At 74.0% G+C, this 24,442-nt stretch carries 24 protein-coding genes; 14 read left to right on the top strand and 10 right to left on the bottom strand.

Annotation, left to right across the window (positions count from 1 at the left end):
- Positions 1-28: 28 nt before the first annotated feature.
- The 3 genes from BM385_RS12295 to BM385_RS12305 all read left to right on the top strand — a co-directional run bounded on the left by BM385_RS12295 (position 29) and on the right by BM385_RS12305 (position 2,085).
- The gene (locus tag BM385_RS12295; RefSeq protein ID WP_093843069.1) at positions 29-1,276 is read left to right on the top strand and encodes an NsdA family TPR-like regulatory protein; all 1,248 of its coding nucleotides are present in this window, start codon (positions 29-31) and stop codon (positions 1,274-1,276) included.
- A gap of 50 nt (positions 1,277-1,326) precedes the next feature.
- Positions 1,327-1,539, top strand: a complete 213-nt coding sequence (locus BM385_RS12300) for a DUF4287 domain-containing protein (RefSeq protein WP_019432065.1) — start codon at positions 1,327-1,329, stop codon at positions 1,537-1,539.
- Positions 1,540-1,629: 90 nt separating this feature from the next.
- Positions 1,630-2,085 (top strand): hypothetical protein, encoded by a 456-nt coding sequence (locus tag BM385_RS12305; RefSeq protein WP_093843070.1) that lies wholly within the window; start codon positions 1,630-1,632, stop codon positions 2,083-2,085.
- On the opposite strand, the gene BM385_RS12310 is transcribed toward BM385_RS12305, so the two are convergent.
- Both BM385_RS12310 and BM385_RS12315 read right to left on the bottom strand, forming a co-directional pair.
- The gene (locus BM385_RS12310; RefSeq protein WP_175542969.1) at positions 2,086-3,543 is read right to left on the bottom strand and encodes a serine/threonine-protein kinase; all 1,458 of its coding nucleotides are present in this window, start codon (positions 3,541-3,543) and stop codon (positions 2,086-2,088) included.
- 75 nt (positions 3,544-3,618) lie between these two features.
- On the bottom strand, positions 3,619-4,854 hold the full coding sequence (locus tag BM385_RS12315) for an FAD-dependent monooxygenase (protein ID WP_093843072.1): 1,236 nt from the start codon (positions 4,852-4,854) through the stop codon (positions 3,619-3,621).
- A gap of 145 nt (positions 4,855-4,999) precedes the next feature.
- Between BM385_RS12315 and BM385_RS12320 the strand changes: the two genes are divergently transcribed.
- Positions 5,000-5,515 (top strand): MarR family winged helix-turn-helix transcriptional regulator, encoded by a 516-nt coding sequence (locus BM385_RS12320; RefSeq protein WP_093843073.1) that lies wholly within the window; start codon positions 5,000-5,002, stop codon positions 5,513-5,515.
- A gap of 196 nt (positions 5,516-5,711) precedes the next feature.
- Here BM385_RS12320 and BM385_RS12325 read toward each other — a convergent pair whose 3' ends face one another.
- Together BM385_RS12325 and paaN are read right to left on the bottom strand one after the other, a co-directional pair.
- A complete protein-coding gene (locus tag BM385_RS12325; protein WP_093843074.1) occupies positions 5,712-6,689 on the bottom strand; it encodes a GlxA family transcriptional regulator in 978 nt (325 codons plus the stop codon).
- An 8-nt stretch (positions 6,690-6,697) separates the two neighbouring features.
- Positions 6,698-8,341 carry a phenylacetic acid degradation protein PaaN gene (gene paaN / locus BM385_RS12330; RefSeq protein WP_093843075.1) on the bottom strand — a complete coding sequence of 548 codons (1,644 nt, stop codon included), beginning with the start codon at positions 8,339-8,341 and terminating at the stop codon, positions 6,698-6,700.
- Positions 8,342-8,450: 109 nt separating this feature from the next.
- On the opposite strand from paaN, the gene BM385_RS12335 reads away from it, so the two are divergent.
- Entirely contained in the window at positions 8,451-9,077 is a 627-nt protein-coding gene (locus tag BM385_RS12335; RefSeq protein WP_019432071.1) for a TetR-type transcription factor C-terminal domain-containing protein, read from the top strand.
- A gap of 156 nt (positions 9,078-9,233) precedes the next feature.
- Entirely contained in the window at positions 9,234-10,409 is a 1,176-nt protein-coding gene (locus BM385_RS12340; RefSeq protein ID WP_093843076.1) for a nitric oxide synthase oxygenase, read from the top strand.
- A gap of 36 nt (positions 10,410-10,445) precedes the next feature.
- Here BM385_RS12340 and BM385_RS12345 read toward each other — a convergent pair whose 3' ends face one another.
- Positions 10,446-11,078, bottom strand: a complete 633-nt coding sequence (locus BM385_RS12345; protein ID WP_093843077.1) for a dihydrofolate reductase family protein — start codon at positions 11,076-11,078, stop codon at positions 10,446-10,448.
- Positions 11,079-11,169: 91 nt separating this feature from the next.
- Positions 11,170-11,688 (bottom strand): Lrp/AsnC family transcriptional regulator, encoded by a 519-nt coding sequence (locus BM385_RS12350; protein WP_019432075.1) that lies wholly within the window; start codon positions 11,686-11,688, stop codon positions 11,170-11,172.
- Positions 11,689-11,837: 149 nt separating this feature from the next.
- Between BM385_RS12350 and pdhA the strand changes: the two genes are divergently transcribed.
- From pdhA to BM385_RS12365, 3 genes are read left to right on the top strand one after another with little or no spacing between them, the layout of a single operon-like run.
- Entirely contained in the window at positions 11,838-12,980 is a 1,143-nt protein-coding gene (gene pdhA / locus BM385_RS12355; RefSeq protein WP_093843078.1) for a pyruvate dehydrogenase (acetyl-transferring) E1 component subunit alpha, read from the top strand.
- Positions 12,977-13,975 carry an alpha-ketoacid dehydrogenase subunit beta gene (locus tag BM385_RS12360; protein ID WP_093843079.1) on the top strand — a complete coding sequence of 333 codons (999 nt, stop codon included), beginning with the start codon at positions 12,977-12,979 and terminating at the stop codon, positions 13,973-13,975. Before pdhA ends, BM385_RS12360 begins: the two co-directional genes overlap by 4 nt.
- Positions 13,976-13,980: 5 nt before the next feature.
- Positions 13,981-15,237 (top strand): dihydrolipoamide acetyltransferase family protein, encoded by a 1,257-nt coding sequence (locus tag BM385_RS12365; protein ID WP_093843080.1) that lies wholly within the window; start codon positions 13,981-13,983, stop codon positions 15,235-15,237.
- 73 nt (positions 15,238-15,310) lie between these two features.
- Here the strand turns inward: BM385_RS12365 and BM385_RS12370 are convergent, their stop codons facing one another.
- The 4 genes from BM385_RS12370 to BM385_RS12385 form a co-directional block, all read right to left on the bottom strand.
- Positions 15,311-17,410, bottom strand: coding sequence for a xanthine dehydrogenase family protein molybdopterin-binding subunit (locus BM385_RS12370; RefSeq protein WP_093843081.1), 2,100 nt, complete (start codon positions 17,408-17,410; stop codon positions 15,311-15,313).
- Positions 17,407-18,411, bottom strand: a complete 1,005-nt coding sequence (locus tag BM385_RS12375; RefSeq protein ID WP_019432080.1) for an FAD binding domain-containing protein — start codon at positions 18,409-18,411, stop codon at positions 17,407-17,409. The genes BM385_RS12370 and BM385_RS12375 overlap by 4 nt, the downstream gene beginning before the upstream one ends.
- Positions 18,408-18,995 (bottom strand): (2Fe-2S)-binding protein, encoded by a 588-nt coding sequence (locus BM385_RS12380; RefSeq protein ID WP_019432081.1) that lies wholly within the window; start codon positions 18,993-18,995, stop codon positions 18,408-18,410. The genes BM385_RS12375 and BM385_RS12380 overlap by 4 nt, the downstream gene beginning before the upstream one ends.
- A gap of 297 nt (positions 18,996-19,292) precedes the next feature.
- Positions 19,293-19,595, bottom strand: coding sequence for a hypothetical protein (locus BM385_RS12385; protein ID WP_093843082.1), 303 nt, complete (start codon positions 19,593-19,595; stop codon positions 19,293-19,295).
- A 182-nt stretch (positions 19,596-19,777) separates the two neighbouring features.
- On the opposite strand from BM385_RS12385, the gene BM385_RS12390 reads away from it, so the two are divergent.
- The 5 genes from BM385_RS12390 to BM385_RS12410 all read left to right on the top strand — a co-directional run bounded on the left by BM385_RS12390 (position 19,778) and on the right by BM385_RS12410 (position 24,438).
- Positions 19,778-20,626 (top strand): NTP transferase domain-containing protein, encoded by an 849-nt coding sequence (locus BM385_RS12390; protein ID WP_254791533.1) that lies wholly within the window; start codon positions 19,778-19,780, stop codon positions 20,624-20,626.
- Entirely contained in the window at positions 20,623-21,915 is a 1,293-nt protein-coding gene (locus BM385_RS12395; protein WP_019432084.1) for a molybdopterin molybdotransferase MoeA, read from the top strand. Before BM385_RS12390 ends, BM385_RS12395 begins: the two co-directional genes overlap by 4 nt.
- Positions 21,912-23,063 carry a potassium channel family protein gene (locus tag BM385_RS12400; RefSeq protein ID WP_019432085.1) on the top strand — a complete coding sequence of 384 codons (1,152 nt, stop codon included), beginning with the start codon at positions 21,912-21,914 and terminating at the stop codon, positions 23,061-23,063. Before BM385_RS12395 ends, BM385_RS12400 begins: the two co-directional genes overlap by 4 nt.
- 53 nt (positions 23,064-23,116) lie before the next feature.
- Entirely contained in the window at positions 23,117-24,085 is a 969-nt protein-coding gene (locus BM385_RS12405) for an NAD(P)H-quinone oxidoreductase (RefSeq protein WP_019432086.1), read from the top strand.
- Between the two features lie 86 nt (positions 24,086-24,171).
- Positions 24,172-24,438 carry a hypothetical protein gene (locus tag BM385_RS12410; RefSeq protein ID WP_139275170.1) on the top strand — a complete coding sequence of 89 codons (267 nt, stop codon included), beginning with the start codon at positions 24,172-24,174 and terminating at the stop codon, positions 24,436-24,438.
- Positions 24,439-24,442: the final 4 nt, after the last annotated feature.

Below are 24,442 nucleotides of genomic sequence, written 5' to 3' on the forward strand. Positions count from 1 at the left end.
CCCCATAGGACCGCCCTATAGTCGCTACATGGGCGCTGGCGACTCCCCGGATGTGTGGTCCCACCCCCGGCTTGCGGCTGCGGCGCGGGCGGGCGACTGGGGGGCCGTGCTGCGGACCTATCGTGCGCTCACCGGCTTGAGTCAGACGCGGATCGGCGCCCGTACCGGTCTGGCGCAGTCCGACGTGTCCGCCATCGAGCGCGGGCGGCGCGTGGTGACCTCCGCCGAGGTCCAGCAGCGGATCGCGGCCGGCCTCGGCATGCCGGACGGCAGGTCAGCGCCCGCGCGGTCGTCCCCTGTCGCCGCGCTCGACCTGGCCGGGACCGCGCCCGATCCCGACCTGCTGGAGCGCATCACCGGCACCGTCCGGGACGGCAAGCGCGTCGACACCGAGACCCTGGAGTGGCTCGAACGGCTGCTGGCCGAGCACCGGCGCGCCGAGGACACCATCGGCTCGCGGCCGTTGATGGCGGTGATGAGCCAGCAATTGTCCACGGTGGTGGGTCTGCACGCCGGGGCACGGGGCAAGCTCGCGCGCCGGGTGGTGCGGCTCGCCGCCGAGCACGCGCAGTTCATGGCGTGGATGACGCACGACCAGGGCAACAGCGCGGCGGCCCTCGCCTGGTACGACCGCGCGCACGAATGGGCGCTGGAGGCCGGGGACGCGGACATGGCGGCCACCACGCTCAGCATGAAGGCCCACATGGCGTGGTCGAAGGAGCAGCCGGCGCGCTGCGTCCGGCTCGCCGAGGCGGCCCGCTGGTCGGCGCCCGGCGCCTCGCTGGGGGTGCAGGGCATGGCGGCGCAGATGGCGGCCAGGGGCCACGCGCTGGGCGGTGAACGGTCGGCGGCCCACCGGCTGCTGGACGAGGCGGAGGACCTGATCAGCCGCGCGGCACAGCGGTCCGCGGACGAGCCGCCCTGGATGTACTTCTACGACGAGACCTGGTTCACCCTGCAACGCGGCATGGCCGACATGCATCTGCGCGACTGGGCGGGCGCCACGGAACGCCTGACGGCCGGTCTCGCCGCCCTTCCCGAGGACTACCGCCGGGACCGGGCCTGGTACCGCTCCTGCCTGGCCACCTCCCTCGCCCGCCGGGGCGAGGCCGTGCCCGCCCTGGACCTGGCGCTGGCCACGGTGCCGGACGCGGACGCGGTGGGCCGTCCGCACTCCTGGAACGAACTCCACACCACGGCCGCCGCCCTGCTGCGCCTCGGCGCCCGGCAAGGGCGCACGCTCGCCGCCGCGCTCCGGGAGTACGGCGGCCCCTGACGGCCCGGCCGGCGGCGGGCGTTGTCAGTGGGGGGTGCGAAGCTGCGGGTATGGCTGAGACGGTGAAAGGTCCCGCGAGTTACTTTCCGGCGATCGAGAAGAAGTACGGGCGGCCGATCGGGGACTGGCAGCAGCTGGTCCGGGAGTCGCCGCTGACGAAGCACATGGAGCTGGTGGCCTGGCTCAAGAGCGAGCACGGTATGGGGCACGGCCACGCGAACGCCCTGGTGGCGCACACGCTCGCGGAGGGCCGTGGCCGGTAGCCGGGGGTCGGTGCCGTGCTGGCGGGAATCCGGGGAAGGGTGGCAATCCAGCCCGTTCCGGTGCGGCGGGCGGGTGTCTAGCGTCCTGGCGTGAACAAGTTTCTGCTCAGTGTCCATGTGCTGGCCGCCATCATCGCGATCGGTCCGGTGACCGTCGCGGCCAGCATGTTCCCGCCGTATGTACGCAAGGCCGTGGCGGAGCCGGGGGATCAGAAGGTGACGGCCGCGCTCGCGCTGCTGCACCGGATCTGCCGGGGGTACGCGGCCGTCGGGATCGTGGTGCCGGTGTTCGGGGTGGCCACCGCCATCGGGCTCGGGGTGCTCACCGACGCCTGGCTGATCGCCTCCATGATCCTCACGGCCGCCGCGGCTGCCGTGCTGCTGGGCCGCATCCTGCCGGTGCAGGAGGCGCTGCTGGCGCCCGAGGGGGATACGGCCGTCCGGCAGAGCCGGCACCTCGGCATGACGGTGGGTGTCTTCAACTTGCTGTGGGCCGTGGTGGTGGTGCTGATGATCGTCCGGCCGGGATCGACGACCGGAGTGTGATCACTTCGGCCCGGCAGCGGCGGGCAGCGCCTCGTTCTGCCAGCCGAACGCGAGGGCGACCAGGGCGGCGATCAGCCCCTGCGCGGTCCAGATCGCGCCCCACAGCGGCAGGACCTCCCACAGCATCCGCACCGTTCCCAGATAGGCGGCGCACGGCAGCAGGACGCCCACGGCGGCCGTCACCGTGTACACCGCCCAGGTGACCGTGGGGCCGGCGGTCCGGACGACGCGGGCGAACCCCGCCCGGACGAAGCGCAGCAGCACCGTGGCCGTGACGGCACCGGCCGCCAGCCCGGCCGCGACCAGCAAAGTGATCATGGGCCGCTGGGGGTTGAGGTCCAGCGGACGCAGCGCCGTCTCGACCGGGCCCCAGCCCACGGCGACACCGACCCAGGCCGCCGGGCAGAGCAGTAGCAGGGTCAGCAGGGACGCCCATGCCTGCCAGGCGAGCGTCCCCTTCCGCCGCCCCGGCGCGCCCGGCTCCGGGACGGTCCGCGTGGTGTGCCCCGCATCCCCGGGCCGCAGGTCCCCGGATGCCGTCTCCCCCTCGGCCCGGTCGCCCCCGTTCCGGCTCCTCTCGGCCCGGTCGCGCGCGGCCGGACCGGCGGGTTCGTACCGGTCCGGTCCCTGCGGCTGCGGGCCGGTCTGCCCGTCCGCCGCGTCCAGGGCGTCCAGCGCCGCCAGCGCGTCCTCGACGGTCGGCCGGTCTGCCGGGTCCTTCGCCAGCAGCCCGGTGAGCAGCGGCGCCAGCCGCCCCGCCCGGCGCGGCGGTGGCACCGGGTCGAACAGGACGGCGGTCAGCGTCTCCGTCGCGCTCTCCCGCCGGAACGGCGAGACGCCCTCCACCGCCTCGTACAGCGTCACGCCCAGCGAGAACAGATCACCGGGCGGCGCCGAGCGGCCCCGGGCCCGCTCCGGGGCCACGTACTCCACCGACCCCAGCAGCGCCCCGGTGACGGTCAGCGTGGTGTCCTCCCGGTGCACCGCGATCCCGAAGTCGGTGAGCAGCGCGCGGCCTTCGTCCGTCAGCAGTACATTGGCCGGTTTCACGTCGCGGTGGACGACGCCCGCCTTGTGCGCCGCGCCGAGGGCCCGCAGCAGCGACCGGGCGATACCGGCCACCTCGTCCACCGGCAGCGGGCCGCCGGCCGCGATCCGGCCGGCCAGCGAACCGCCGTCCGCCAACTGCATGACGATCCACGGCACCTCGTCCTCGACGACGACGTCGTAGACGGTGGCGATGTCCGGATGGTCCCGCAGCCGGGCGGCGTTGCGCGCCTCGCGGGCGGCGCGGGTGAGGCGTTCGGCCCGGTCTTCCTCGGGCAGCGTGGCGGGCAGCCGCAGTTCCTTCAGCGCGACGGGCACCCCGAGTCTGCGGTCCCGGGCGCGCCACACGCGCCCGAATCCGCCGGAGCCCAGCTGTTCGTCCAGGTGATAACGTCCCCCGATGTTCCCCACCCGGCCCACCCTACGCAGCGCCCGGGACCTCCGCCAGGCCCGGGCCGGTGGCGCGGAGCGGAGGGAAGGCGCAGCTCAGAGCGCCGTCGGGTACTCCGGCAACGTCAGGGACGAGTGCGTCGCCCGTCGCGCTTCGGCGTCCGCCGTCGCCAGTTCCCTCGCCATCGCCTCCGGATCGCGGAGCAGCGCGTTGCGGGCGTCCACCTGGGCCCGCGTCGTCGGTACGACGATCGTGCCGCCGCCGGTGGCCAGTGCCTGGTTGCGCTCCGCGAAGGGGCGCATCCGGCGCTCGTACGCCGCGAAGGCCGCGGTGTGGTCCGTGTGCGAGGCGAGTTCGCCGGCCAGGACGTAGGCGCCGACGAGCGCGACGCTCGACCCCTGCCCGGAGAGGAAGGACGTCGCGTGCGCCGCGTCGCCCGCCAGCGCGACCCGCCCGCGGGACCAGGTGGGCAGGTGGATCTGGCTCACGATGTCGAAGAAGAGGTCCTCGGATGCCCGCATCGCCGCCACCAGCCGCGGCACCTGCCACACCTGCTCGGGGAACCGCGCGGCGACCAGGTCGCGTTGGGCGCGCGGGTCGCGGAACGCCTCGAAGGGCGGGGTGTCGCGCACGAAGGTGAGGAAGCCGTGCACGGGCTCGGAGCGCTCGTAGGCGTACACGACCGCGCTGCGTCCCGGCTCGCTCCAGATGAACGCCTCGTGGGAGAGGCCGAGTTCGTTGGGCAGGGTGAACCCCGCGAAGACATGCCCGAGATACTGGTGGAAGGGCTCCTCGGGTCCGAAGACCAGCCGGCGGGTGTTCGAGTGCAGTCCGTCCGCGCCGATCACGAGGTCGAACGTGCGGTGCGTGCCGCTGTCCAGGACGACATGCACGGCGTCCCCGTCGTCGTCCAGCGTGGCGATCGAGTCGCCGAAGAGGAACTCGACGCGGTCCCGCAGCGGCGCGTAGAGGGCGTCGGCCAGGTCGCCGCGCCGGACCTCCAGGTCCTGGCCGCTCTCGCCGCCGGTCACCTGCTCGGGCCGCACCGCGCCGACCGTGTCCCCGGCGGCGTCGAGGAAGGAGATCCGGTGGGTGTCGATGTGGGCCTCGCGCAGTCGCGGCAGCAGGCCCATACGGTCCACGACCTCCCGGGCCGTGCCGCGGATGTCGATCGCGTAGCCGCCGCCGCGGACGGCGGCGGCCTTCTCCAGGACGGTCACCTCGAAGCCGTACCGGTCGAGCCAGTAGGCGAGGGTGGGGCCGGCGATGCTGGCCCCGGAGATCAGTACGCGGCGGGGGGCGGACGGGGACGTGGACGTCGGATGCGTCATGGGAAGGGCACCTTTCCGCCGGGCGGACCCGGGCAAAAAAATACGTACCTTAGGTATCCTTTATGAGGCCATAGAGCACCTTTCGGTGCCGCGGCTCCGTCCCCACGATATAGATACCTAACTTAGGTATGCAAATGGAGGTGTCATGGCGCCCGAGTCCCCCGGGGAGCCCGCGCCCGCTCTCTCGCCCGACGACCTGCTCGCCGTGCTGCCCCGGCTCACCCGGCTCCGCTCCGCGCTCAGCAAGGGCCGGCTCGTCGAACGTGCCGCGCAGGCGGCCAGTCCGTCCCTGGACCGCCCCGCCGTGGGGGTGCTGGTGACCCTGCTCGCCGCCGGAGAGCCCCTGCGCATCGGGGAGATCGCCGACCGCATGCAGGTCGTCGGGCCGCACATCACCCGCCAGGTCCAGGCCCTGGAGAAGCGCCGCCTGGTGCGGCGCATCGCCGACCCCCTCGACCGCCGCGCGAGCCTCATCGAGCCCACGGAGACGGGCAACGAGGTCGCCCACCGCTATGTCGCCTCACTGCTCGGCTGGTTCGCCGAGGTTCTCGCCGACTGGCCCCAGCAGGACCGCGACGACCTCCTCCGCCTCCTCGCCCGCTTCGCCGACGACGTGACGGCCCGGCTGGCTCTGCCGGAGGGGGAGGGGGAACAGGCGTAGGAGGTGGCGGCGTGCCGCTCGGGGCGTGGACGGCAGCTGCCGATCGGCCGGTACGCCTTGCCGTGCGTCACACGACGCGTGCGCCCCCGCAGCCGCTCGGGGCAGGGACCGTCACCGCCGGTCGGCGGGTACGCGGTGCCCGCGCGTCACGGCGCGTGTCCGGCGGCCGGCTGCCGGCTGCCGGCCGCGCAGCCGATCACGCGTCGTACCGGCCTCGGTCCGGGGAACGGAAGGCACCCCGGTACGCCCGTGGGCTGACTCCGACGACGCGTTTGAAGCTGTCCCGGAAAGCTGCGGGCGAGCCGCAGCCGACGTCGGCCGCGATCCGTTCCACCGGCCGGTCGGTGCTCTCCAGCAGGTACTGGGCCCGCCGGACGCGGGTGCGCTGGAGCCAGCGCAGCGGGGTGGTGCCGGTCTGTTCGCGGAACCGCCGGTTGAGGGTGCGCACCGACAGGGCGGCCCGGTCGGCCATGTCGGCCAGGGTCAGTTCGCGGTGGGCGTTCTCCCGCAGCCAGGCCAGCAGCGGCTCCAGCGAGGCGCCGCCGGGGACCGGGGGCTCGTGGTTGATGAACTGGGCCTGGCCGCCGTCGCGTTCCAGGGGGCTGACCACCATCCGGGCCACATCGGCGGCGACCGCCGCGCCGAAGTCGGCGCGGATCATGTGCAGGCACAGGTCGAGCCCGGCGGAGACACCGGCCGAGGTGAGGGTGCGGCCGTTGTCGACGTACAGCACCTCGGGGTCGACGGTGATCGCCGGGTAGCGGCGGGCGAGTTCGGCGGCGCCCAGCCAGTGCGTGGTGGCGCGCTGCCCGTCGAGCAGTCCGGTGGCCGCCAGCAGGAAGGCGCCGGTGCAGATGGAGGCGACGCGCGCGCCCCGGTCGTACGCGCCGCGCACCGCCTCCCGGACCCCGGGCGGCAGCGGGTCGGGCGGTTCGTCCACGCCGCAGAGCACCACCGTGTCCGCCTCCGCGAGGGCGTCGAGACCGTACCCGACCCGTACGGTGAACGGCCCGGCGGTGACCTCCGCGCCCGGCTCCGTTCCGCACACCCGCACCCGGTACGCGGGGCGGCCGTCCGGGAGCCTGGCCCAGCCGAAGGTGTCCACCGGGTTCGACAGGTCGGACGGCACGACCCCGTCGAGGGCGACCACCGCCACCGTGCGGGGTTCGGTCATACCCCGGATTATCCAGGCCGGCGCACCTGCACCGTGCGGAACCTGGGGGTGACGAACGCGGCGTCCACCAGCGCGGCGTTGGCGGCCGGGTTGCCGCCGGAGCCGTGCAGGTCGGCGAACGCGGCGGTCTGGTTGACGAAGACGCCGCCGGTGAGGTTGAGCGAGAGCTGGGCGCGTTCGTCGAGGCAGACCCCGACGAGGGCGCGTTCGACCTCGGGTGCGGTGGTGTAGCCGGAGACGGTCATGGCACCGCGGGTACGCAGGGTGCGGCGCAGCACGTCCAGCGCGTCGCGGGTGGAGGCGGTGGCGATGGCGAAGGCGATCGGGCCGAAGTGTTCGTTCTCGACCGGTTCTTTTCGCTTGACGATCAGTGGGGTGCGGATCGTTGCGTCGGGGTATTCGGGGTGGTCGACGGTGCGCGAGGCGAGGGCGACCTCGCCCAGCCCGGTGGCCCGTTCCAGCCGCTCGGTGACCGCCGGGTTGACGATGGCGCCGAGCAGTCCGGCCGCGCGGGTGTCGTCGCCGAGCAGCCGGTTCACCGCGCCCGCGAGGTCGGCGACGACCTCGTCGAAGGTGCGGTGCCCGTCGTTCTCGGTGGTGATGCCGCCGGCCGGGATGAGCAGGTTCTGCGGGGTGGTGCACATCTGGCCGCTGTAGAGGGAGAGCGAGAAGGCGAGGTTGCCGAGCATGCCGCGGTAGTCGTCGGTGGAGTCGATGACGACGGTGTTCACTCCGGCCTTCTCGGTGAACACCCGGGCCTGGACGGCGTGCTGTTCCAGCCAGTCGCCGAACTCGGTGGAGCCGGTGTAGTCGATCAGCGCCACCTCCGGGCGCAGCGCGAGCGTCCTGGCACTGCCCTCGCCCTCCGCCTCGGCGGCGAGCGCCACCAGATTGGGGTCGAAGCCGGCCTCGGCGAGCGTCTCGCGGGCGATCCGCACCGTGAGCGCCAGCGGCAGGACGGCGCGCGGGTGCGGTTTGACCAGTACCGGGTTGCCGGTGGCGAGGGAGGCGAAGAAGCCGGGGAAGCCGTTCCAGGTGGGGAAGGTGTTGCAGCCGATGAGCAGCGAGACGCCCACCGGGACGGGGGTGTGGTCGCTGGTCATGCGGAGGGTGCCGCGCCGGCCCTGCTCCTTGGCCCATTCGGTGTGCCCGGGGAGGCGGGTCTGTTCGGCGTAGGCGTGCGCGACCGCCTCAAGACCGCGGTCCTGGGCGTGCGGGCCGCCGGCCTGGAGGGCCATGACGTACGCCTGGCCGGTGGTGTGCATGACGGCCTGCGCGAACTCCGGGGTGCGGTCGGCGATCCGGGCCAGGATCTCCAGGCAGGTCAGCGCGCGCCGCTCGGGTCCGGCGTCGCGCCAGGCCGGGACCCCGGCGAGCATCGCGGGCAGCAGGACGTCGGGGTCGGGGTGCGGGTAGGTGATGCCGAGCGGGAAGCCGTACGGGGAGACCTCGGCGCCGACCCAGGCGTCGGTGCCCGGCTGGCCCGGCGCCTCGAACCGGCCGCGCTCGCGCAGGGCGGCGAAGGCGGCGGCACCGGTGCTTCCGTCGCCGTACGCCTTGGGGTGTTCGGGGTGCGGGGACCAGTACGAACGGGTGCGGATAGTCTCAAGTGCCGTGTCCAGGGTGGCGCGATGGCGCTGCCAAGATGTCATGGCCGGGACCAACTCCTCGTCGGCGGCAGTCATGGTCGGGTAGCGGTCGGGCATGGACGATACTGCTACCGAACGATCGGTCGGGCAAGAGCGCGGAAGGAAGAGCCGAGTGACCGCCAGAGGCGACAGGAGCGCTGGAACGGCGCGCGCGCAGCGCGACACCTACACCCCGCAGACCCTGCTGGAGGTCGCGGTCGAGGTGTTCAACGAGCGCGGCTACGACGGCACCTCGATGGAACACCTCTCCCGCGCCGCCGGTATCTCCAAGTCCTCCATCTACCACCACGTGCGCAGCAAGGAGGAACTGCTGCGGCGCGCCGTCAGCCACGCGCTGGACGGACTCGCCGCCGTCCTGGACGAGCCGGGCGCCCGGCAGGGCCGCGCCATCGACCGCCTGGAGTACGTGACCCGCCGCACCACCGCCGTCCTCATGCGGCGGCTGCCGTACGTGACGCTGCTGCTGCGGGTACGCGGCAACACCGACACCGAACGCTGGGCGCTGGCCCGCCGCCGGGAGTTCGACCAGCGGGTGGCGGCGCTGCTGCGGCAGGCGGCGGCGGAAGGCGATCTGCGGCCGGAGGTGGACGTACGGCTGGCGGCCCGGCTGCTGTTCGGGATGATCAACTCGGTGGCGGAGTGGTACCGGCCACAGGGCGAGCAGGACGACCCGGTGGACGAGGCGGTGGTGGAGGCCGTGGTCAGCACGGCGTTCGCCGGGCTGCGGCTGCACCGCTGAGCGCGGGCGGCACCTGTCGCCGAGCGCGGGGGCACCTGCCACCGGCACAGCGACCCGGCATGTGCCGGTCATCAACTACTGTTGTCCGCCGACCACTTAAATTGACGGGGGCGTTGTCCGAGCCGCACCGCCGTGCTCGCCTACCCCGGGGAGTCCATGAACAGCGACCGTCCCATCGGACACACACCGCTCACGACCACCACCACCGGGGCGGCCGACTGGAACGAAGCCGAGGAGTTCATCCGCCTCTTCTACGCGGAGCACCCCGACCAGCCACTGCCGCTGGACATGCGGCTGCGCCAGGTGCGCGAACACATCGAGCACTCCGGCTCGTACCGGCACAGCACCGACGAACTCACCTTCGGCGCCCGGGTCGCCTGGCGCAACTCCAGCCGCTGCATCGGCCGGCTGTACTGGAAGAGCCTGCGCGTCCTGGACCGGCGCACCGCACGCACCCCCGAGGAGATCCACGCCCACCTCTGCGACCACCTGCGGCAGGCCACCAACGAGGGCCGGATACGCCCGGTCATCTCCGTCTTCGCGCCCGAGACCCCGTACCGGCGGGCGCCGCGGGTGTGGAACAGCCAGCTCATCCGGTACGCGGGCTACCGCGGGCCGGACGGCTCGGTCGTCGGGGACCCGGGGCACGTGGACTTCACCGAGACGGTGCGGCGGATGGGGTGGCAGGCGCCGGGCGGCTGGTTCGACCTGCTGCCGCTGGTCATCGAGGTGCCGGGCGACAAGCCGCAGCTGTTCGACGTGCCGCCGGAGCTGGTCATGGAGGTGCCGATCGAGCACCCCGAGTACCCGCAGATCACCCGGATGGGACTGCGCTGGCACGCGGTCCCGGCCATCTCCCACATGCGGCTGTCGATCGGCGGTATCAACTACCCGCTCGCGCCGTTCAACGGCTGGTACCTTGGCACCGAGATCGGCGCCCGCAACCTCGTGGACGCCGACCGCTACAACCTGCTGCCCGTCATCGGCCGGCTGCTGCACCTGGACACCAGCCGCGAGACCTCGCTGTGGCGCGACCGCGCGCTGGTGGAACTGAACATCGCCGTCCTGCACTCCTTCGCCAAGGCGGGCGTGAAGATCTCCGACCACCACACCGAGTCGGAACGTTTCCTCACCCACCTCGCCCGCGAGGAGGCGGCCGGCCGCATCGTCCCGGCCGACTGGAGCTGGATCGTCCCCCCGGTCTCCGGCGGCCTCACCCCGGTCTTCCACCGCTACTACGACGAGGCGGACCTGCGGCCGAACTTCTACCTGGACGAGGAGGCGAAGGACCTGAGCGAGGGCAGGTGCCCGGTCCGGCACGACACGTACTGACGGGCGGCGGGTGCCGCCCGGGGGCGGGGGCGCCGGTCAGAAGGAGCCGTAGGCCGGCTTGCCCGCCGGGTGGTAGGTCTGGATCGTCACCCCCGTCGAGGTGAGGGCCGAGTCGACCAGTGTCAGCGCCGCCGGGGCGCTGCCCTCCGGGAAGAGCCGCTTGCCGCTGCCCAGCACCACCGGGTACACGAACAGGCGGTACACGTCGATCAGCCCGGCCGCGTGCAGCGTCCGGGCGAGCTCGCCGCTGCCGTGGATCTGGAGTTCACCGCCCGGGTGCTCCGGCTCCCGCCGCTTCAGCGCGGTCACCTCCGCCACCACGTCCGGGCCGAGCTGCGTCGAGTGCTGCCACTCCAGGGGCAGGTCCGGCGTGCGCGACGCCACGTACTTGGGCAGCCCGTTCAGCTTCTCCGCGATCGGCGATTCGTCCGGATCGGTCACGTGCGGCCAGTACCCGGCGAAGATGTCGTACGTCCGGCGGCCCAGCAGGTACCCCTCACCGCGCCGGAACCAGCCGTCCACCGCCGCGCCGAACTCCTCGTCCGCGTACGGCACGCTCCAGCCGCCGTGTTCGAACCCGCTGCTGGTGTCCTCCTCCGGTCCGCCCGGCGCCTGCATGACGCCGTCGAGCGTGAGGAAGGTCTGCAGGGTGACCAGGGTGCCGGCCATGATGGCTCCTTCTCCCGATGTCGGTGATCCCGTGATCGCGTGATCGTGCGATCCGTTCTCTCACGACACGGACCCGGCACCGGGCGGAATCTCATCGGCGTTCGGGCGGTGTCTTCTCGACCTGCCGCACCGGTCGCCGTTCGGGCAGCAGATCCGTTTCTTCGAACACCAGCAGCGTCCGCGTGCTGATCACCTCCGGTATCGCCTGGATCCGGGTCAGCACCAGCTCCCGCAGCTCCCGGTTGTCCCGGGTGTGCACCAGCAGCAGTACGTCGAAGTCCCCGCTGACCAGCGCGATGTGCGCCGCCCCCGGCAGCCGTTCGAGCCGGGCCCGCACGGTCCGCCAGCTGTCCTGGACGATCTTCAGCGTGATGTACGCGGCGGCCCCCTGCCCGGCCCGCTCGTGATCCACCCGGGCCGTGAACCCCCGGATCACCCCGCTCGCCAGCATCCGGTTGATGCGCGCGTACGCGTTCGCCCGCGAGATGTGCACCCGCTGCGCGACCTCGCGGATGGAGGCCCGACCGTCCGCCCGCAGGTGCAGCAGTATCGCGCTGTCAATGGGGTCGAGGGGTCTGGCGGGGTTCGGAGTCATCTGGTCATCCGGCATATGGAGCAGCCTCCCCTTTCTGGACGTCCTGCACCCATGGCACGGCAATCGGGGCCAGCGGTCCACAGCGCCCGACCGGCTCTGGCCAACCTGCCTCGACGACCGAACAATCGGTAGGGAGACGGAGGCGCGAGAGGGGAGGCGCGGACATGACCGTGCTGCACGAACCACCAACGCCGTCACCCACCACCGGGCAGGCGCCGGTACCACCCTGGCGCCGCCCGCCCCGGACCGATCCGGCGCCACTGCTGCCCGAGACCGAGCCGTACCACCGGCTCGGCACCGACCGCGAACCACCCGAGGGCCCCGACCGCGCACTGTGGCGTACCCTCCACCGGCACCTCGTCCTGGGGCGCCGCTACAACCAGCAAGCCACCGCCCTCACCCGGCAGGGCCGGCTCGCCGTCTACCCCTCCTCCACCGGCCAGGAGGCATGCCAGATCGCCGCGGCGCTGGTGCTGGCCGAGCAGGACTGGCTGTTCCCCAGCTACCGCGACACCCTCGCCACCGTGGCCCGCGGCCTCGACCCGGTCGCCGCGCTCGGGCTGCTGCGCGGCGACTGGCACACCGGCTACGACCCGCACACGCATCGCATCGCCCCGCTCGCCACCCCGCTGGCCACCCAGCTCCCGCACGCCGTCGGCCTGGCCCACGCCGCCCGCCTCAAGGGCGACGACGTGGTGGCGCTGGCGATGGTGGGCGACGGCGGCACCTCGGAGGGCGACTTCCACGAGGCCCTGAACTTCGCCGCCGTGTGGCAGGCCCCCGTCGTCTTCCTGGTGCAGAACAACGGCTTCGCCATCTCCGTCCCGCTCGCCCGGCAGACCGCCGCCCCGACCATCGCGCACAAGGCCGTCGGGTACGGCATGCCGGGCCGGCTGGTGGACGGCAACGACGCGCCCGCCGTGTACGAGGTGCTGGCCGACGCGGTACGGCGCGCCCGGGCCGGCGGCGGACCGACGCTGGTCGAGGCGCTCACCTACCGGCTGGACGCGCACACCAACGCCGACGACGCCACCCGCTACCGCGAGGACGCCGAGGTCGCCGCCTGGCGCGAACACGACCCGCTGCCGCTGCTGACCGGGGCCCTGGAGCGGCACGGGCTGCTGGACGAGGACCACGCGCGCCAGGCCCGGGACGCCGCCGAGGAGCTGGCGGCCGGGATGCGGGCCCGGCTGAACGCCGAGCCCGTCCTGGACCCGGACGACCTCTTCGCCCACGTCTACGCGCGGCCCACCCCCCAGCTCACCGAACAGGCGGCCCGGCTGCGGCAGGAGGCGGCGGCCCGATGACGAGCACAGCGGCCCGTTCCGTCTCCCTCGCCGAGGCGCTGCGCCGCGCGCTGCGCGACGCGCTCGCCGAGGACCCCACCGTCCACCTGCTGGGCGAGGACATCGGCACCCTGGGCGGCGTCTTCCGCATCACCGACGGCCTGGCGGCCGAGTTCGGGCCCGAGCGGTGCGCCGATACGCCGCTGGCCGAAGCCGGCATCCTGGGCACCGCCACCGGCATGGCGATGTACGGGCTGCGGCCGGTGGTCGAGATGCAGTTCGACGCCTTCGCCTACCCGGCGTTCGAGCAGCTCGTCTCGCACGTCGCCCGGATGCGCAACCGCACCCGGGGCGCCATGCCCATGCCGCTGACCATCCGCATCCCGTACGGCGGCGGCATCGGCGGCGTGGAACACCACAGCGACTCCTCCGAGGCGTACTACATGGCCACCCCGGGGCTGCACGTGGTCACCCCGGCCACGGTCGCCGACGCCTACGGGCTGCTGCGACAGGCCATCGCCTCGGACGACCCGGTGGTGTTCCTGGAGCCGAAGCGGCTGTACTGGTCGAAGGACACGGTCGATCCGGACGCGCCGCCGGACGTGCCCCCGCTCGGCCGGGCCGTGGTGCGCCGCCCCGGTACCTCGGCCACCCTCATCACCTACGGCCCGTCGCTGCCGCTGTGCCTGGCGGCGGCGGAGGAGGCCCGCGGCCGGGGCTGGGACCTGGGCGTGGTCGATCTGCGCACCCTCGTGCCGTTCGACGACGCGACGGTGTGCGCCGAGGTACGGCGCACGGGGCGGGCGGTCGTGGTGCACGAGGCGGCCGGCTTCGCCGGTCCCGGCGCCGAGATCGCGGCCCGGATCACCGAGCGCTGCTTCCACCACCTGGCCGCGCCGGTGCTGCGGGTCACCGGCCACGACATCCCGTACCCGCCGCCCCTGCTGGAACGGCACCATCTGCCCGACACCGCCCGGATCCTGGACGCGGTCGCCCGCCTCCAGTGGGAGGAGTGAACGCCATGGCTCAGACCTTTCTCCTCCCGGACCTCGGTGAAGGTCTCACCGGGGCCGAGATCGTGCGCTGGCTGGTGGAGGTCGGCGACGCGGTGACGGTCGATCAGCCGGTGGTGGAGGTGGAGACGGCCAAGGCGATGGTCGAGGTCCCCTGCCCGTACGCGGGGGTGGTCACGGAGCGGTTCGGGGCGGTCGGCGAGGAGGTGCCGGTCGGCTCGCCGCTGGTCCGGGTCGGCGCGCCGGGCGCCGGGAGCGGTGCCGGGCCGGACGGTGCCGGGCCGGACACGCACCTTCCGGACGACGGGCCCCCGGACGGAGGTTCCGGGCAGGTCCTGGTCGGCTACGGCACCGGCACCACCACCTCCACCGGGACGCCTCCCCCCGCCCCCGCCGCCCCCGCCGCCCGGCCGGCGGTCGCGGTGATCTCACCGCTGGTGCGCAAGCTCGCCCGTGACCACGGCATCGACCTGCGGACGGTACGGGGTTCGGGGCCCGACGGCCTGATCCTGCGGGCCGACGTCGAAGCACGCACCGCACCGCCCGCGCCCGCCACCGCACCGGCGTCCGCGCGGAGCCGGGAGACGGCCGGCGAGGCGACGCGTACCCCGCTGCGCGGCATCGCCGCCACCGCCGCCGCCCGGCTCGGCCGCAGCCGGACCGAGATCCCGGACGCCACCTGCTGGGTGGACGCCGACGCCACCGAACTGCTCGCCGCCCGGCGCGCCACCGAACTCCCGCTGCTGGCCCTCCTGGCCCGCATCTGCGTCGCGGCCCTGGCCCGCTACCCGCAGCTCAACGCCACCTTCGACCCCGCGGACAACACCATCGTCACCTTCCCCGCCGTCCACCTCGGCTTCGCCGCCCAGACCGACCGCGGCCTGCTCGTCCCCGTCCTGCGCGACGCCCACCGCCGTACCACCCGCGAACTCGGCGCCGGACTCACCCGCCTCACCGAATCCGCCCGCGCCGGCACCCTCGCCCCGGCGGACCTCACCGGCTCGACCTTCACCCTCAACAACTACGGCGTCTTCGGCGTCGACGGCTCGACCCCGATCCTCAACCACCCCGAGGCGGCCATGCTCGGTATCGGACGGATCGTCCCCAGGCCATGGGCCCACCAGGGCGAACTGGCCCTGCGCCAGGTGGTCCAGCTGTCCCTCACCTTCGACCACCGGGTCTGCGACGGGGCGGTCGCCGGCGGCTTCCTGCGCCAGGTGGCCGACCGGGTGGAATCCCCGCTCTCCCTCCTCGCCGACCTCTGACCGCCCGCCCGACCCGCCGACGACCCGCCCCGTCCCCGTACCGCACCACCGGCCCGGGGACGGGGCGGGCCCGCTACCCCTCCTCCAGCGCGGGCAGCACCTTGTCCAGGGTGATCGGCAGATCCCGCACACGCACACCGCAGGCGTGCCACACCGCGTTCGACACCGCCGCGGCCGTGCCGACGATGCCGATCTCGCCGATGCCCTTCGACCCCATGGCGTTGACGTGCGGGTCGTGCTCGGGCAGCCAGTACGCCTCGATCTCGCTGACGTCCGCGTTCACCGTGATGTGGTACTCGGCGAGGTCGTGGTTGACGACATGACCGGACCGCGGATCGAGCACGCTGCTCTCGTGCAGCGCCATGGAGAGTCCCATGGTCATCCCGCCGATGAACTGCGACCGAGCGGTGCGCGGGTTGATGATCCGGCCCGCCGCGAACACCCCGAGCAGGCGCGGCACGCGCACCTCGCCGGTGTCCGTGTGGATGTGCGCCTCGGCGAACTGCGCCCCGAAGGCGTGCATGGCGTACCGGTCGTCGGGCCGGCCGACGGAGCCGGACGCCGCGGCACCGTCCGGCGGCTCGTTGCCGTACCGCTCGCGCAGGGCACGGGCCGCCTCCACCACGGCCGAACCCCACGTCGTCATGCCCGAGGACCCGCCCGCCACCGACGCCATCGGGTAGTCGGTGTCGCCGATCCGCACCTCCACCCGGGACACCGGCACCCCGAGCGCGTCCGCGGCGATCTGCGGCAGCGTGGTCCAGGTACCGGTGCCGAGGTCGGCGGCGCCGATCTCGGCGACGTAGCGGTCGCCCACCCGCCGGATCACCGCCGTCGACTGCGACATGCGGTTGACCGGGTACGTGGAGGCGGCCACGCCCGTGCCGACCAGCCAGGCGCCGCGGCGGCGCACGCCGGGGCGCGGGTCCCGCCGCGACCAGCCGAAACGTTCGGCGCCTTCCCGCAGGCAGCCGACCAGGTTGCGGCTGGAGAAGGGCTTGCCGGAACCCGGCTCGACCTCCGGTTCGTTGCGGACCCGCAGGTCGATCGGATCCATGCCGAGACGCTCGGCCAGCTCGTCCATCGCGACCTCGGGGCCGAACATCCCGGGACACTCACCGGGGGCACGCATCCAGGACGGCACCGGGACGTCGAGGGCCGCGAGCCGGTGCGTGGTGCGCCGGTTCGCGGTGGCGTACATGATCCGCGCGGGCACCCCGGTCTGCTCGGCGAACTCCTTGATCCGCGAGGTCTGCTCGACGACATCGACCGCGAGGGCGGTGAGCGTACCGTCCCGGTCGGCGCCCAGGGAACAGCGCAGGATCGTCGGGGTGCGGTAGCCGGCGAGGCAGAACATCTGCTGGCGGGTCAGGGCCAGCCGCACCGGCTGCCCGGGGAGCGCCCGCGCCGCCAGCGCGGCGAGCACCACGTTGACGTGCGGCTGCCCCTTGGAGCCGAAGCCGCCGCCGACGTACGGGCACACGACCCGGATCCGCTGCTCGTCGAGGCCGAACACCCGGGCCAGGGCGGCGCGCGTCGGGTGGACGCCCTGGGTGGAGTCCCACAGGGTGAGGGAGCCGCCGTCCGCCGGGTCCCACAGGGCCGTCGTCGCGTGCGGCTCCATGGGGTTGTTGTGGTTCATCGCGGTGGTGTACGTCTGCTGGACGGTCACCTCGGCTGCGGCCAGCGCCGCTTCCACGTCGCCCTCGGCGGTATCGGTGGGAAAGGTGGGGTTCACCTGCTCGGGCGCGTACAGGTCGTCGCGGTCGGCCCGCAGTTCGGCGTCGTGCGCCTGTTGCGCGTAGGCCACCTCGACCAGGGAGGCGGCGTGCCGGGCGGTCTCGGAGCTGTCGGCGACGACGAGGGCGATCACCTGGCCCCGGAACGCGACCTCCTCGTCCTGGAGGGCCGCCAGTTCCCGGTCGTCGGTGGAGGCCAGCCGCTCGGTGGTGGCGGGGGTGAGCACCGCGGCCACGCCGTCGAGTGCCTCGGCGGCGGTGGTGTCCAGCTCCGTGATCCGGCCGCGGGCGATGGTGGCCTGGACGGGGTGCACGTAGGCGGCGCCGTCGGCGGGGGTCTCGTAGGCGTAGACGGCGGTGCCCAGCACCTTGGCCGGGCCGTCCCGGCGGGGCAGGTCGCTGCCGATGGCGTCCGGTGCGCTCAGGAAGGTCATCGGGCGCCCTCCCGGACCAGGTCGCGCAGGGTGGCGGCGAGGGTGCGGCGCAGCAGCGGGATCTTGAACCCGTTGCCGCCGTCCAGCCCGTCGAGCGGCCGGGCGTCGGCGAGTTCGGCGTCCGCGGCGGCGCGGTAGCGGCGGTCGGAGACCTCGGAGCCGCGCAGTACGTCCTCGGCCCGGCGGGCGCGCCAGGGCACGTGCGCCACGCCGCCGAACGCGATGCGGGCGTCGGTGATCACCCCGTCCCGTACCTCGACGGCCGCGGCGACGCTGACCAGCGCGAACGCGTACGAGGCGCGGTCGCGCACCTTGCGGTAGGCCGAGCGGCGGGCGATCGGCAGCGCGGGCAGGTCGATCGCGGTGATCAGCTCGCCGTGTCCGAGCACCGTGTCGCGCTCGGGTGTGTCGCCGGGGAGCCGGTGCAGTGCGCCGAACGGGACGGTGCGCTCGCCGTCCGGGCCGAGCACCCGCACCTCGGCGTCGAGCGCGGTCATCGCCACGGCCATGTCGGAGGGGTGGACGGCGACGCACTGCTCGGAGGCCCCGAGGATCGCGTGGTTGCGGGTCCAGCCGCCGAGTGCCGAGCAGCCGGAGCCGGGCCGGCGCTTGTTGCACGGCGTGGTGACGTCCTGGAAGTACACGCAGCGGGTCCGCTGCAACGGGTTGCCGCCGGTGGTGGCCATGTTGCGCAGTTGTCCTGACGCGCCCGACAGCAGCGCCTGGGACAGGACGGGGAACCGCTCGCGCACCCGCGGGTCCGCGGCGAGTTCGCTGTTGCTGACGCCCGCGCCGATCCGCAGGGTCCCCGAATCCAGCTCCTCGACCTCGGTGGACAGCAGGCCGGCGACGCCGACGACCAGGCGGGGCGCGACGACGCCGAGCTTGAGGTGGTCCACCAGGTTCGTGCCGCCGCCGAGGAAGACCGCGGTCGGGTCCCCGGCGACCGTGCGCACGGCTTCCGCCGGGTCGGCGGGGCTGCGGTAGTCGAACGGCCTCATCCGGCCACCTCCGTACCGGCCTCGGCCGCGGCCTGCTGGATGGCGGGCACGATATTGACGTAGGCCGCGCAGCGACACAGGTTGCCGCTCATCCGCTCGGCGATCTCCGCGTGGTCCAGGCGCGGTTCCCGCCCGCCCTCGGTGACGGCGCTCGGCCAGCCCCGCGCGAACTCCCGGAGCATGCCGACCGCGGAGACGACCTGCCCCGGGGTGCAGTAGCCGCACTGGAACGCGTCGCGGTCGATGAAGGCGCGCTGCACCGGGTGCAGATGGCGGTCGGTGTCATCGGGGGAGCGCCCGTCGCCGTCGACGGGGCCGCGCTCGTCGGGGGCGGTGTCCTCGGCGGCGAGCCCTTCGGCGGTGGTCACCCGGGCGCCGTCCTGGGTGACGGCGAGGGTGAGACAGCTCAGCACGCGTTTCCCGCCGGACAGTACCGTGCACGCGCCGCACTGCCCGTGGTCGCAGCCCTTCTTGGGACTCGTCACTCCCAGCCGTTCGCGCAGCGCGTCCAGCAGCGTCGTGCGCGTGTCGACGGTCAGCCGGCGCGGTGCTCCGTCGACCCGCACGGTGATTTCGGTATGCATCGCGGCCGGGTACCCGGCCCGCCACCCCTCACACGGCGCGCGACACCGGCTCACACGGGTGGCGGCGGCAACCGGCGGAGTCCGTACCGCATTCCGGACGCCGCCGGGTGTGTCGTCTCGACGACGGCCCGGCCGATGCTCCGGGATGCCCCCACCGGCCCGTGTCCCCCGGCGCCGCTCGGGCCCTTCCCGAACGGGCTCCCCTGGAGTCGACCACCACCTTCCACGACTGAGGATGTCCGAACGGACCCGCCCGGCCCGCCCGGCCCGCTCCGCCCGGCGCCCCGGAGAAGGTGGCTAGTCGACCCAGACGGATCTGCCGATCGAGGCCGAGAAGTCACCGGAGGTGCCGCCGGGCGGGACGACTTCGGCGATCGCCCCCGTGCAGTCCCGGTGCTGGTAGACGAGGGCGTACTCATTGGTGAAGTTGTAGACCTTCAGCGGCAGCTCGGGGACGTTGACACAGCCGCTGGGGTTGGTCGCGTACCAGTTCTTGCCCCGCAGTTCCCCGTGCGCCGCGGACGCCGGGGCGGCGAGAACCATCCCCGACCCCACGGCGATCGCCACCAGACCGGCCACAGCGGTGAGACGCGCACCCATCGCACTCAACTCCTCGGAAGAACATCGCCGGGGCGGCGGACCCACCCCGCGTCGAACGATCACTACACAGAGTAGTCATACATCACCGCTGCGTCATCACCCCGGAGAGTGAAAGACCCCGGCGCCGTGATGGCCGGGCAGGGCCGCGCTCCCGCCGCCGCGCCTCGTCTACAGTGCGGAACGTGACGGACGACCCACCCGTGTTCGACGCCATCGTGCTGGCCGGCGGCGCCGCGCGGCGCCTCGGCGGGGCCGACAAGGCGGCGGTGACCGTCGGCGGCCGGCCGCTGCTCGACCGGGTGCTCGACGCCTGCCGCGACGCGCGCCGCACCGTCGTCGTCGGCCCGCCCCGTCCCACCCGGCGCCCGGTGCGCTGGGTACGCGAGGACCCGCCGGGCGGCGGCCCGCTCGCCGCGCTCGCCGCCGGAGCCGGGGCCGCCGAGGTCACCGCGCCGCTGGTCGCCGTCCTCGCCACCGACCTGCCCTTCCTCACCCCCGCCACCCCCCGCGCCCTGCTGGCCGCGCTGCCGCCCGACGCGGACGGCGTGCTGGAGCAGGACGCGGACGGCCGCGACCAGCCGCTCACCGCCGTGTACCGCACCGAGCCGCTGCGCCGCGCGCTCGCCGGGCTGCCCGCCGTCCACGGCGCGCCGCTGCGTACGCTGCTCCCGGCTCTCACCCTGCACCGGCGGGCCGGGGCCACCACAACGTTCGACTGCGACACCTGGGCCGAGATCGCCGCCGCCCGGGTCCGGATCAAGGAGCATGGGACCGTGCTGGACGAATGGATCGCCGCCGTCAACGCCGAACTCGACATCGACCCGGATCTGGACCGCACCGTGCTGCTGGACGCGGCCCGCGACGTGGCGCACGGGGTGGCCCGTCCGGCGGCCCCGCTCACCACCTTCCTGATCGGGTACGCCGCCGCCCAGCACGGGATCGGCCCCGCCGAGGCCGCCCGCCGGGTGGCCGCGCTCGCCGCCCGCTGGGCGCAGGAGCAGGAACTGCAGGACGAAGGACGCCCCGCATGACCGACGAGTTCGACGAGGCGCTCGCCCTCGCCAACGGGCACCGCCCCGACCACCCCGCCCGCCGGCCGGCGGCCCCCCTCGTCCCCGACCCCGCCGACGCCCCCGACCGGCGCCCGGCGCCGCCGCACACCTGGGAGTCGGCCCGCACCGTCGCGTACCGCAGCGCCGTACCGCTGCCGCCGCGCCGGCTGCCGCTGGAGCGGGCGCTCGGCCACACCCTGGCGGCCCCGCTCACCGCGCTCACCGATCTGCCGGCCTTCGACACCTCCGCCATGGACGGCTGGGCGGTGTCCGGGCCGGGGCCGTGGGAGCTGGCAGGTCCCGGGCTGCTGGCCGGCGCGCCCGGCCGCCCGGAGCGGCTGGCCGACGGCCAGGCGGTGCGTATCGCGACCGGCGCCCGGGTGCCGGACGGCACCACCGGGATCGTCCGGGCCGAACACGGCACGGCCCGCGCCGGCCGGCTGCGCGGCCGGCTGCCCCGGCTCGGCGCCGACATCCGCCCCCGCGCCCAGGAGTGCCGCTCCGGCGCCGAACTGCTGCCCGCCGGTACCCGGCTCGCGCCCGCCGCGCTCGGGCTGGCCGCCGCCGCCGGGTACGACGAACTCGACGTCCACCCGCTCCCCCGCGCCGAAGTGCTCGTCCTCGGCGACGAACTGCTGCACCGCGGCCTCCCCCACGACGGCCGCATCCGGGACGCGCTCGGCCCGATGACCGGCCCCTGGCTGGCCGCCCTGGGCGCCGAGGTGCTGGTCACCCGGCGCCTCGGCGACGACGCCGACGCGCTGCGCGAGGCCATCGAGACCAGCCGCGCCGACCTGATCGTCACCACCGGCGGTACGGCCTCGGGCCCCGTCGACCATCTGCGGGCCACCCTGCGCGCGCTGGGCGCCACCACCCTCGTCGGCGGGGTGACCGTCCGCCCCGGCCACCCCATGCTGCTGGCCGAACTCCCGGACGGCGGCACGCCGGTCGTCGGTCTCCCGGGCAATCCGCTGGCCGCCGTGGCCGGGCTGCTGACCCTGGCGGCGCCGCTGCTGCACGCGCTGTCCGGCCGGATGCCGCCGGCGACCCGGGCCGCCGTCGCGGGCGAGGCGTTCGCCGGGCACCGCGAGGACACCCATCTGGTGCCGGTGCGCCGCCCGGCCGACGGCGGTCCGGTCCTGCCGCTGAACTACGCCGGCCCGGCCATGCTGCGCGGCATCGCCGCCGCGTCCGCGCTCGCCGTCGTCCCGCCGGGCGGTCTCGCACCGCACGATCCGGTCCAGTTGCTGGAGCTTCCCGGGGCATGAGACTGCCGAACCTCGCCGCCTTCCCGACCGTGCCACCCCAGCGCGGCGACGCCGACGACCAGTCGCACGGCGTCCATCTGCCGCGCTCGGTGGGCGGTCCGCTGCTCCAGGTGGCGCGCCGGCTGCTGATGGCGGTGGCGGTGATGGCGGCGGCGGTCGTGATCGTGTACTTCGACCGCAGCGGCTACCGGGACAACGTCACCGGGGAGCCGGTGGGCTTCCTGGACTCCCTCTACTACGTCACCGTCTCGCTCTCCACGACGGGTTACGGCGACATCGTGCCGTTCACCGACAAGGCGCGGCTGCTCACCACGTTCCTCATCACACCGCTGCGCATACTGTTCCTGATCATCCTGGTCGGGACGACACTGGAAGTCCTGACCGAGCGCACCCGCGAGCAGTGGCGGCTGGCCCACTGGAGGAAGATCTTGCGCGATCACACCGTCATCGTCGGCTTCGGCACCAAGGGCCGCAGCGCCGCCGAGACCCTGATGAGCACCGGGCTGCCGCAGGAGCAGATCGTCGTGGTGGACCCGAGCAAAGGCGTGGTGGCCGCCGCCAACGCCGCCGGGTACGCGGGGGTCGTGGGGGACGCCACCCGCTCGGACGTGCTGGTACGCGCGCGGGCCGACCGGGCCCGGCAGATCGTGATCTCCACCCAGCGTGACGACACGGCGGTGCTGGTGGCGCTGACCGCCCGCCAGTTGAGCAAGTCGGTGAAGATCGTCGCGTCGGTGCGCGAGGAGGAGAACGTGCCGCTGCTCAAGCAGTCCGGCGCGGATTCGGTGATCACCAGCGCCAGCGCGGTCGGCCGGCTGCTGGGGCTTTCGATGATCAGCCCGAGCAGCGGCGCGGTGATGGAGGATCTGATCCAGCAGGGGACGGGGCTGTCCCTGCGGGAGCGGCCGGTGACGAAGGCGGAGGCGGGCCGGTCACCGCGGGAGGTGGAGGATCTGGTGGTGTCGGTGATACGGGGTCACCGGCTGCTGCCGTTCGACCATCCGGACGCGGCGCGGCTGGAGCTGACCGACCGGCTGGTGGTGATCCACCGGATCCGGGCGGAGGAGGAGTCCCATCCGCCGGCGGTGGATCCCGAGGCGGGCACCCCGCGGCGGGGGCCGGGTTCCTGGCGCATTCCGCGGCGCTGAGCCGGCGGCGCGGGCCCGCCCGCGGGTGCGGGCGGGGGCGATAGCGTCGGAGCATGAGAGCGATCACGATCACGGAGCCGGGCGGTCCCGAGGTGCTGGCGTGGAGCGAGGTGGCGGAGCCGGCGGCTCCTGGCGAGGGGGAGGTGCTGATCGAGGTCGCCGCCTCCGCCGTGAACCGGGCGGATCTGCTGCAGCGGCAGGGGTTCTACGATCCGCCGCCGGGCGCCTCGCCCTATCCGGGCCTCGAGTGTTCGGGCACGGTGGCGGCCGTGGGTCCGGGGGTGCGGGGCTGGTCGGTCGGCGAGCGGGTGTGCGCGCTGCTGAGCGGCGGCGGGTACGCGCAGCGGGTGGTGGTGCCGGCGGGTCAGGTACTGCCGGTGCCGGCGGGGGTGTCGCCGGTGGAGGCCGCCGCGCTGCCGGAGGTGGTGTGCACGGTGTGGTCGAACGTGTTCCGGGGCGATTCCGGGCTGCGGGAGGGGCAGACGCTGCTGGTGCACGGCGGCGGCAGCGGGATCGGGACGATGGCGATCCAGCTGGCGGTGGCGCGCGGGGCGCGGGTGGCGGTGACGGCCGGGAGCGCGGAGAAGCTGGCGGTGTGCCGGGAGTTGGGGGCTCAGGTGCTGGTCAACTACCGGGAGGAGGACTTCGCGGAGGTGCTGCGCGGGGAGGTCGATGTGGTGCTGGACATCATGGGCGCCTCCTATCTGGACCGGAATCTGCGGGCGCTGGCCACCGGGGGCCGGATCGCGGTGATCGGGCTCCAGGGGGGCCGTAAGGGCGAGTTGAACCTGGGGGCGCTGCTCGCGAAGCGGGCGACGGTGACCGCCACCTCGCTGCGGGCGCGGCCGGCCGGGGAGAAGGCGGCGATCGTGGCGGCGGTGCGCGAGGAGGTGTGGCCGCTGATCGAGGAGGGGCGGGTGCGCCCGGTGGTGGACCGGGTGCTGCCGATGAGCGAGGCGGGCGAGGCGCACCGGATCGTGGAACGCAGCGGCCACACAGGGAAGATCATCCTGACACCCTGACGTTTTCCCCGTGTTCGAGATGCCCGTTTCCTTCGTATATGTGACGCTGGACACATCATCGGACGGTCTACGGAGGATCGAGCGCTGTGAGGGTGTGGGTGTGGACGGAATTGATCGTGATCACGGCGGCGCTCGCCACTCTTCTCCTGCTCGCCGCACCGGGCGCCGCGCGTGCCGATGACGGCGCAGCCGGCCACGGCGCGAGCCGGCAGTACGCCGAACCCGCCCCGTACCGCGAGGCCGATCCCGTGGTGCGGGGCGGCGAGGTGCTGCCGGTCCTGCCGCTGGGCGCCGGGCTGGCCTGCCTGGGGGCGGGCCTCGGTGTCCTGGCTCTGCGACTGCGGCGTATCTGACGTG

The sequence above is a fragment of the Streptomyces harbinensis genome (assembly GCF_900116145.1).
In the GTDB taxonomy this organism is placed as follows: Bacteria; Actinomycetota; Actinomycetes; order Streptomycetales; family Streptomycetaceae; genus Streptomyces; species Streptomyces carpaticus.

What these genes read in the sequence shown, in the direction of transcription:
- BM385_RS12340 (WP_093843076.1), top strand. Translation starts at nt 9,234, where the DNA reads ATGAACAGCGACCGTCCCATCGGACACACACCGCTCACGACCACCACC.
- BM385_RS12375 (WP_019432080.1), bottom strand. Translation starts at nt 18,411, where the DNA reads ATGAGGCCGTTCGACTACCGCAGCCCCGCCGACCCGGCGGAAGCCGTG.
- BM385_RS12315 (WP_093843072.1), bottom strand. Translation starts at nt 4,854, where the DNA reads ATGACGCATCCGACGTCCACGTCCCCGTCCGCCCCCCGCCGCGTACTG.
- BM385_RS12380 (WP_019432081.1), bottom strand. Translation starts at nt 18,995, where the DNA reads ATGCATACCGAAATCACCGTGCGGGTCGACGGAGCACCGCGCCGGCTG.
- BM385_RS12385 (WP_093843082.1), bottom strand. Translation starts at nt 19,595, where the DNA reads ATGGGTGCGCGTCTCACCGCTGTGGCCGGTCTGGTGGCGATCGCCGTG.
- BM385_RS12350 (WP_019432075.1), bottom strand. Translation starts at nt 11,688, where the DNA reads ATGCCGGATGACCAGATGACTCCGAACCCCGCCAGACCCCTCGACCCC.
- BM385_RS12365 (WP_093843080.1), top strand. Translation starts at nt 13,981, where the DNA reads ATGGCTCAGACCTTTCTCCTCCCGGACCTCGGTGAAGGTCTCACCGGG.
- BM385_RS12405 (WP_019432086.1), top strand. Translation starts at nt 23,117, where the DNA reads ATGAGAGCGATCACGATCACGGAGCCGGGCGGTCCCGAGGTGCTGGCG.
- BM385_RS12325 (WP_093843074.1), bottom strand. Translation starts at nt 6,689, where the DNA reads ATGACCGAACCCCGCACGGTGGCGGTGGTCGCCCTCGACGGGGTCGTG.
- BM385_RS12360 (WP_093843079.1), top strand. Translation starts at nt 12,977, where the DNA reads ATGACGAGCACAGCGGCCCGTTCCGTCTCCCTCGCCGAGGCGCTGCGC.
- BM385_RS12370 (WP_093843081.1), bottom strand. Translation starts at nt 17,410, where the DNA reads ATGACCTTCCTGAGCGCACCGGACGCCATCGGCAGCGACCTGCCCCGC.
- BM385_RS12320 (WP_093843073.1), top strand. Translation starts at nt 5,000, where the DNA reads ATGGCGCCCGAGTCCCCCGGGGAGCCCGCGCCCGCTCTCTCGCCCGAC.
- BM385_RS12400 (WP_019432085.1), top strand. Translation starts at nt 21,912, where the DNA reads ATGAGACTGCCGAACCTCGCCGCCTTCCCGACCGTGCCACCCCAGCGC.
- paaN (WP_093843075.1), bottom strand. Translation starts at nt 8,341, where the DNA reads ATGACATCTTGGCAGCGCCATCGCGCCACCCTGGACACGGCACTTGAG.
- BM385_RS12345 (WP_093843077.1), bottom strand. Translation starts at nt 11,078, where the DNA reads ATGGCCGGCACCCTGGTCACCCTGCAGACCTTCCTCACGCTCGACGGC.
- BM385_RS12395 (WP_019432084.1), top strand. Translation starts at nt 20,623, where the DNA reads ATGACCGACGAGTTCGACGAGGCGCTCGCCCTCGCCAACGGGCACCGC.
- BM385_RS12295 (WP_093843069.1), top strand. Translation starts at nt 29, where the DNA reads ATGGGCGCTGGCGACTCCCCGGATGTGTGGTCCCACCCCCGGCTTGCG.
- pdhA (WP_093843078.1), top strand. Translation starts at nt 11,838, where the DNA reads ATGACCGTGCTGCACGAACCACCAACGCCGTCACCCACCACCGGGCAG.
- BM385_RS12300 (WP_019432065.1), top strand. Translation starts at nt 1,327, where the DNA reads ATGGCTGAGACGGTGAAAGGTCCCGCGAGTTACTTTCCGGCGATCGAG.